Source organism: Treponema sp., assembly GCF_045657965.1.
In the GTDB taxonomy this organism is placed as follows: Bacteria; Spirochaetota; Spirochaetia; order Treponematales; family Treponemataceae; genus Treponema_D.
The window spans coordinates 1-6801 of sequence record NZ_JAZOUG010000102.1 but is presented as its reverse complement, the minus strand read 5'-3'; the positions used below and the strand labels follow the sequence as shown (position 1 = coordinate 6801).

Below are 6801 nucleotides of genomic sequence, written 5' to 3'. Positions count from 1 at the left end.
AGTCCAAATCAGACCATAAGGAGAAGGGGCTTTTACCTGTGGAACTCCATAAAGTTCTTCAAGTTTGTCACTTATGAAGGTGGCTAGAGTTTCACAAATCGTTGAGGAACAGGCAGCTTCAGTCATTTGAGAAAGTTCCTCAACGGAACGGGTTTCAATAAGATAATTTGGTCTGAGACCGATTGTTTTTAGAAGTGGAGAGAATGAATCTATACCATTAAAGTTGAAAATATTGACAAGATCATTCTGCTTTTTCTTAGGTGGCTTTACTGCCGCATTTAAAACGCCGTTGAACGAGGCGTCGAAACCTGTTGACCAGATACGGCTTTTAAATCCTTCACATTCAACTGCGAAAACAGGAATTCCAAGTTCTTCTGTCATTTCCTCGGCTACCGCCTGAACATCGTCACCGATGATTCCTGAAGCACAAGAAGTCGTAATATATACAATTTTGGGTTTGTAGCGGTTGTATGCATCTTGAACGGCATCCCTTAATTTATTGGCACCGCCATAAATCGTATCTGATTCCTGAATATTCGTGCAGATTCCGTGATGATAAAATGGACGATTACCGCGCATTTTTGAAACGACATTATTTCCAAGATAACGGACAGAAACTCCTGCATAACATCCAATAGGTGCATGTGCAACAACTGCTGCGTCCCATATTGAGTAAATCTGCATGAGCGCACATCCCTGCTGACAGTTACCGCACTGACTGAATTTAAGCCGCCCGATTTTTAGCGTGTTCTTTTCTGAACCTTCGACAAGTCCCTCTGCATCTCCGTTATAAGTAAGAATTGTCTGTAAGCGTTTTTCACGGATTTCAACTTTTTTTGCTAATCCAGCTGCCATTTTTTTGTACCTCTTTTTTTTAATTTTTATACTGCTTTTTTTGTTACTTTAATTTTATCCCATGGTATACTGTTGAATAAAAGCGTCACGTTTTCTTCAACAGGAGCATCTTTCGGCACTACTGTAATATCCGCTATCTTTTCATAGAACAATCTGCTTGGAACAGCAACTTTTAGATAACTGTTTCTTAAGTCCTCAAGAGTCTCAACTTTGTCCCTGACTGCATATGAGTACAAGTTTGAAAATTTTCCATATGTCATAAGTACAGGATTTTTTTTATCGTTGTCTGTGGTTGCTTCATCAAGAATTCGTTGTGCGCCAAGTTCCAGATTTCCATCAATCCAATAGAAAGTACCGATTTTTCTCAGCTCCTCAATTCCTGTGAAATCATGATGAAATCCGCTTCCCGTTGAAATGACTGCCGCAATTGGGGCTGTATTTTTATATTTTTCAACAAGTGTTTTGCTTACTTCTGTTTCAGCCCAGTTATATCCTTCTATTCCACGTTCATACGAAAAAACAGTGATATGTTTTCCGTAAGTTTTTGTTACCATCTGATCTGTGTCATAAAACGGAATCCCAAGTTTTTCAGCTAAGCCTTTTCCGAGAGTTGTTTTACCGACATGCTGAGCACCTATTAATACAATGCATGGTTTCATATTCACCTCATTTTCTGTAATTACAAAGAATTTGGATAAAGTTTCTCAAAGTTCGGGTATTTATTGTTATGCTTGACAAAATACGTCCACATATCTTTATAGAACTGATCATCCGGGTTTTCAGCTATGACTTCTTTGAGTGCATCGGCATAAATCGAAATATCAAAATAATCAGGGAAAGGACGGGCATTAGATGCTTCAATATAGCCAAGCTCAACTAAAACATCATATTGTGGTGCGCATCCGTTATAGAATGGATCTGGATGGAATGTGATATGAGCAGTTCCTTCTGCATCATAGATATGGTCATAAACCCATTGGTCATCCTGGTGGGTTACTTTTTTTATTACTTTGATTGTGCCTTTTTCATCAGAATTGAAATATTTCCATGAGTAAATCAATCCTTTCGTCCATTTAACAAAATGATCACGGTCTTTTCGGAGTTTTTCTCCGTTCGCAGTCTGGCGGCAGCAGGCATAGTCCGGATACAAATCAATGAGTTCCCCAATCTGAACAAGCCCAGAAGCTTCTGCAACTTCGCGTAGCGCATAATACGGAATAATAATGTCAACATCTCCGTGTTTACATGCTGCAATCTGCGCCTCGTCATCTTCATAATATTTATAGTTAACTTCGTTAAATCCAATTCCGAAATTATCACGCAAGGCGGCACGTGCTACACATTCAGATGTTCCGCCTGTTTTTGTACCGATTGTACGTCCTTTCCAGTTTTTAGGATCTTTCAGAGAATCAGCAACATTTTTGTTAGCAAAGATAAGCTGTCCTCCGCCCATAGTTCCTGCAAAAATGACAATATCGCTTCCATTTCCGCCTGCAATTATCGATGCCTGTAATGAATTAAGCCGTCCGTCAGATTTTCCTGTTAAGACAGATTCCAGTCCTGTTGTGTATTCAAGAATAGGGTAGACTCCGCCTTTTTTTTCTGCAATTCCACCTTCTGCATTTAAATGCAAAATCGGTGAATAATTTGAGCTAAGAAGAAGCGTTAAATTTAACACCGGAAGATTTTTGGCATTTTTTTTCCCACAGGAGCCAAGCAATGCAAGCATAGAGATTAAAACTGCGCCAATAATCATTTTTGATAAAAATTTTGTTTTTTTCATAATATTCTCCTTATAAAATCCGCCTTAGCGGCGTTGATTCCTTATATATATTTTTTAATTTTTTAGACTGCTTTTTTTTGTTTAACGGAATCCCATAAAATGCTGTCAAACAAAAGCTTTACGTTTTCCTCGGCTGGAGCATCCTTTGGACGAACGATGACATCAGCGATTTCTGCATAGTATTTTGATGCGGCACTTGCCCGCTTCAAATGACGAATTTTTATATCTTCAAGACTTTCAATTTTTGGAGTCGAAAAATATACATTGTAAAATTTCCCGTTTTTTAGAAGATACGGATTTGCTTTTTTCGGATCCGTAGTAGCTTCTTCCATTAGCCTTTGTGCCCCAAGTTCAATGTTTCCGTCAATCCAATACAGAATTCCGATTTTTCGCAGTTCTTCGATACCGGTATCATCTGCCCAAAATCCACTTCCTGTTGAAATGACAGCGGAAATCGGTTCTGAATTTTTATATTGTTTAACAAGCAGTCTGCTCATTTCAGTTTCTGCCCAGTTGTAGCCTTTTTGCCCAAGTTCTTCTGCAAAAACACAGATATGCTTTTGAAAAGTCTTTGTGACCATCTGATCTGTGTCATAAAACGGAACACCGAGTTTCTCGGCCAGACCTTTTCCGAGCGTCGTTTTTCCGACGTGCTGTGTACCTATTAAAACAATGCAAGGTTTCATATTTGGCATCTCCTGATTTTAGTAATTCACTGAAAAGACTATTCCATTGAGTTCTGAAATTTCAGGTGAGTAAGAGCAGGAAGAGTATTCCGCCATAATTTCAAGAATATCCAGTATTTTTTCGCGTATGGAATTCACCGAAAGTCCAACGTTATTTCTTTTTTTAATTTGTTTTTTTAACAAAGGAAAACTCATAATCAATACCTCCTGAAAATGTTTTAGCGGCTGAATATAACCTACTAATATGCTATGTTATACAGGAAATATAAAATTGTGAGAAATATAAGTTTTCTATGGGAGTTATAGTTTTTTAATATTTATAAGATTTTTCTATTAAAGTTATCAGAAAATTGTATTAGGCGGACTTTATATCTGTAATAAACCAGCATCATTGTCCCTGTAAAAATCCATACGACAGGGTATGCAAGTGCTACGAGAGAAAAAGAATCTGTCAGTTTTGTTCCGAAAAACAAAATCATCTGTCTTAAAAGCACAAATCCTGAAAAAGTAATGATTGTCGGCACAAGTGAATCTCCAAATCCACGCAAAATCTGCGAAAAAAGCATACAGATAACGCAGGGAAGATAAAATGGAGTCGTGTACCTGATAAAAAGACTTCCGAAATGGATTGAATCTGCGTCCGAAATGAAAATGGAAGTAAAAAAATCTGCGAAAATGAATTCGAGGGTGGAAAGAAAAACAGCAACTGAAAGGGAGACAAGAAGCGAGATTTTTATACCCTTTTTTATTCTCTCTTTCTCGCCTGCACCAAAATTCTGTGCAACAAATGTCGTGGCCGCAAAGGAAATGCTCGTCATCAGCATGATTCTGAACTGGTCGAAACGGCCAAAAACTGCCCATCCGGCGATACAGGAAGAACCGAATACATTAACGTATTTTTGCATGAAAGTGTTCGAAAAGGAAGTGATTGACGATGAAACAGCTCCGGGAAGTCCGATTTTGAGCATTTTTGAGAGAAGCGGAAAATCGATTTTAAATTCCCGAAAAGAAACTTTGTAAATTTCACCGGTAAAAATCAACGAGCAGAAAACTGGAATAATCGAAATTGCCTCGGAAATCACTGTCGCCCAGGCAGCACCTTTTACGCCAAATTTAAGAACAACAACGAAAATCAAATCAAGAATTATGTTCACCACAGAACTGAAAATCAAAAAATAAAGCGGTCGCCTTGAATCTCCAAGTGCGCGTAAAATGCCTGAGCCCATATTGTAGAAAATCAAAAAACTTACGCCTGAAAAATAAATCTTCAGGTAAGAGTCCGCAAGCTCAAAAACTTCTTCCGGCACATGAATCAAACGGAGCATGAGTGGAGAAGTAAAAAGTCCGAGTAGGGTCATAAAAAGACTTATGAAAGCCGAACTTGCAAGAGCTGTATGTACTGATTTCCTTAAATCAGCAGTCTTCTTTGCTCCGAAACATTGAGAAATTACAATCTGTGCACCTGTTGAAAATCCGCCGAAAAAGCCGATTACGGTCATTACAAGATGACTTGTTGAGCCGATTGCAGCCAGCGAATCCCTCCCCAGGAATTTTCCAACGACAAGACAGTCTGCCGTATTGTAAAGCTGCTGAAAAAGATTTCCGAGCAGGAGCGGAATCGCAAACGAAATGATATGAGGCAGAATCGCCCCATAAGTCATGTCTACAGTTTTATTTTTAGAAAGATACATTTTTTATCCTGAATCTCTGAAATCTTTAAAGTTTATGATAAATTGGTCAATAAGTCTGGTTATACTAAATTCCTTTAATTGTTATAGAAAAAAGGTATTACTGTTTTTTTCAAAGATGATTTTCAATAATGATAAAACATACTAAAATAATGGGTAAAATATATAAGGAGTATAATTATGAGTAAATTATTAGATGAAGTAAAAAAAGCCGGTGTTTTTTATATCGCAACTGCTGACGGAAACACGCCTCACGTGCGTCCGTTCGGAGCAATCGAAGAAATCAATGGAAAAATATATCTTGTAACGGGAAACAAAAAAGATGTTTTCAGGCAATTTGTTGCAAATCCTAAAGTCGAATTCGTCGGAAGTTATGATGACGGCTCGTGGATTCGTGTTTCAGGCAATGTGAAGCGTACTTTTGATGTCGAATTGAAGAAAAAGTATCTTGAACTTCGCCCGACATTGCAGAAAATCTACAGTGCCGATGACGGAATCTTCGAGGTATTTGAGCTTGCTGATGCAAAAGGCGAAATCCACAGCGGTGCTGAAGTAACAAAGATTGAGGACTAGGGAAGGCAAGAAAATGAAGAAGGGAAAGACAATAATCTATCCTGAATACAACGGCCTTTACATTAATCTTACAAACCGCTGTCCGTGTTCCTGTACATTTTGTATCCGCCAGAAGAAATCTGCCGCAGAGTTTGACAATGTGGAAACTCTCTGGCTTGAAAAAGAACCTGCAGCACAGGAAGTTATCGAAGCAATTAAGGAAGAGTCCAAAACAGAAAGATTTAAATCATACAAAGAATTTGTTTTCTGTGGATATGGCGAGCCCACAGAAGCACTCGATGTTCTTCTTGAAGTTGCTTCCTTCCTCAAAAAAAACTTTACGCTTCCGGTCAGAATTAACACGAACGGACTTGGAAATCTTGTAAACGGAAAAAACATCGTTCCGCTTCTGAAAGGAAAAATCGATGCGCTTTCAATCAGCCTGAACTCAAGCGACCCGAAAATCTATGAGTCAACAGTACGCCCGGTTTTTAAAGAAAAAGCCTTCCCGGCAATGCTGGATTTTGCAGAAAAAGCCGGAAAAGTCATCCCAAAAGTGATTATGAGCACAGTAGAAACAACAATTTCAAAAGAAGATGAAGAAAACTGCACAAAACTGTGCGAAAAGCTGGGTGTCACCCATAGAATCCGAAAATTTATCAACCCGGACAATTAGCCCTATGGTAAAAAAAAACTGTCCAGAATACTGTATTATCCGGACAGGCACCTGAGGAGGAAAGTTGTTATCTATTAGAGCTGACCGCCCTCAACTACGAGCGAGTCAGCGTCTGAATTCGGACCGTAAACAGCACGCAAAGTTGCTTCGTAATCAGCATGGAAGAATTTTTCATTTCCGAGTTTTTTGATTTCATCGTTGAGCCAGTTCAAAAGCGAAGAATTTCCTTTTGTGACAGCCGGAGCGATTGTGTCGAGTGAGCCGAGTGATTCAATTCCAACAGAGAAGCCGGGATTTTCGATTGCCCATGCCAGAACTTCTGTGTTGTCCGTAGAAAGACCTGCACCGCGTCCGTCGAGCAAAGCGTTGTAAGCTTCAGAATACTGGTCGAATTTCAAGAGATTGACCTGAGGATAGTTTTCAGTGAAGAAAGTTTCAGCAGTTGTTCCTTTTGAAACAATTAAAGTCTTTCCGTTTAAATCTTCAGGCTTTTTGATAAGGTCTTTGTCGTTTGAAACAACGCCCAGAGCACATTTCATGTAAGGAAGGGCAAAATCAACT

Annotated in this window: 9 protein-coding genes; 2 read left to right on the top strand and 7 right to left on the bottom strand. The window is 38.9% G+C overall.

Annotated features, from left to right (window positions below):
* The 6 genes from ACKI5B_RS03800 to ACKI5B_RS03775 all read right to left on the bottom strand — a co-directional run.
* Positions 1 to 855, bottom strand: an 855-nt coding sequence (locus ACKI5B_RS03800) for a nitrogenase component 1 (protein ID WP_407425991.1), incomplete at its 3' end; no start/stop codon positions are given.
* 26 nt (positions 856 to 881) lie between these two features.
* Entirely contained in the window at positions 882 to 1514 is a 633-nt protein-coding gene (locus ACKI5B_RS03795; RefSeq protein ID WP_407425989.1) for a shikimate kinase, read from the bottom strand.
* A gap of 20 nt (positions 1515 to 1534) precedes the next feature.
* Entirely contained in the window at positions 1535 to 2638 is a 1104-nt protein-coding gene (locus ACKI5B_RS03790) for an ABC transporter substrate-binding protein (RefSeq protein WP_407425987.1), read from the bottom strand.
* Positions 2639 to 2700: 62 nt separating this feature from the next.
* Positions 2701 to 3324 carry a shikimate kinase gene (locus ACKI5B_RS03785; RefSeq protein ID WP_407425985.1) on the bottom strand — a complete coding sequence of 208 codons (624 nt, stop codon included), beginning with the start codon at positions 3322 to 3324 and terminating at the stop codon, positions 2701 to 2703.
* Positions 3325 to 3342: 18 nt separating this feature from the next.
* Entirely contained in the window at positions 3343 to 3519 is a 177-nt protein-coding gene (locus ACKI5B_RS03780) for a hypothetical protein (RefSeq protein WP_407425983.1), read from the bottom strand.
* Positions 3520 to 3641: 122 nt separating this feature from the next.
* Positions 3642 to 5015, bottom strand: coding sequence for an MATE family efflux transporter (locus ACKI5B_RS03775; RefSeq protein WP_407425981.1), 1374 nt, complete (start codon positions 5013 to 5015; stop codon positions 3642 to 3644).
* A gap of 177 nt (positions 5016 to 5192) precedes the next feature.
* On the opposite strand from ACKI5B_RS03775, the gene ACKI5B_RS03770 reads away from it, so the two are divergent.
* Together ACKI5B_RS03770 and ACKI5B_RS03765 are read left to right on the top strand one after the other, a co-directional pair.
* Complete coding sequence (locus tag ACKI5B_RS03770; protein ID WP_407425979.1) at positions 5193 to 5585, top strand: pyridoxamine 5'-phosphate oxidase family protein; 393 nt, start codon at positions 5193 to 5195, stop codon at positions 5583 to 5585.
* Positions 5586 to 5598: 13 nt separating this feature from the next.
* On the top strand, positions 5599 to 6240 hold the full coding sequence (locus ACKI5B_RS03765; protein WP_407425977.1) for a TatD family nuclease-associated radical SAM protein: 642 nt from the start codon (positions 5599 to 5601) through the stop codon (positions 6238 to 6240).
* Between the two features lie 74 nt (positions 6241 to 6314).
* On the opposite strand, the gene ACKI5B_RS03760 is transcribed toward ACKI5B_RS03765, so the two are convergent.
* Positions 6315 to 6801, bottom strand: a 487-nt coding sequence (locus tag ACKI5B_RS03760; RefSeq protein WP_486401665.1) for a type 2 periplasmic-binding domain-containing protein, incomplete at its 5' end; no start/stop codon positions are given.

Excerpts from the sequence above, each read along its gene's own strand:
- ACKI5B_RS03795 (WP_407425989.1), bottom strand. The coding sequence starts at position 1,514 with ATGAAACCATGCATTGTATTAATAGGTGCTCAGCATGTCGGTAAAACA.
- ACKI5B_RS03775 (WP_407425981.1), bottom strand. The coding sequence starts at position 5,015 with ATGTATCTTTCTAAAAATAAAACTGTAGACATGACTTATGGGGCGATT.
- ACKI5B_RS03770 (WP_407425979.1), top strand. The coding sequence starts at position 5,193 with ATGAGTAAATTATTAGATGAAGTAAAAAAAGCCGGTGTTTTTTATATC.
- ACKI5B_RS03780 (WP_407425983.1), bottom strand. The coding sequence starts at position 3,519 with ATGAGTTTTCCTTTGTTAAAAAAACAAATTAAAAAAAGAAATAACGTT.
- ACKI5B_RS03765 (WP_407425977.1), top strand. The coding sequence starts at position 5,599 with ATGAAGAAGGGAAAGACAATAATCTATCCTGAATACAACGGCCTTTAC.
- ACKI5B_RS03790 (WP_407425987.1), bottom strand. The coding sequence starts at position 2,638 with ATGAAAAAAACAAAATTTTTATCAAAAATGATTATTGGCGCAGTTTTA.
- ACKI5B_RS03785 (WP_407425985.1), bottom strand. The coding sequence starts at position 3,324 with ATGAAACCTTGCATTGTTTTAATAGGTACACAGCACGTCGGAAAAACG.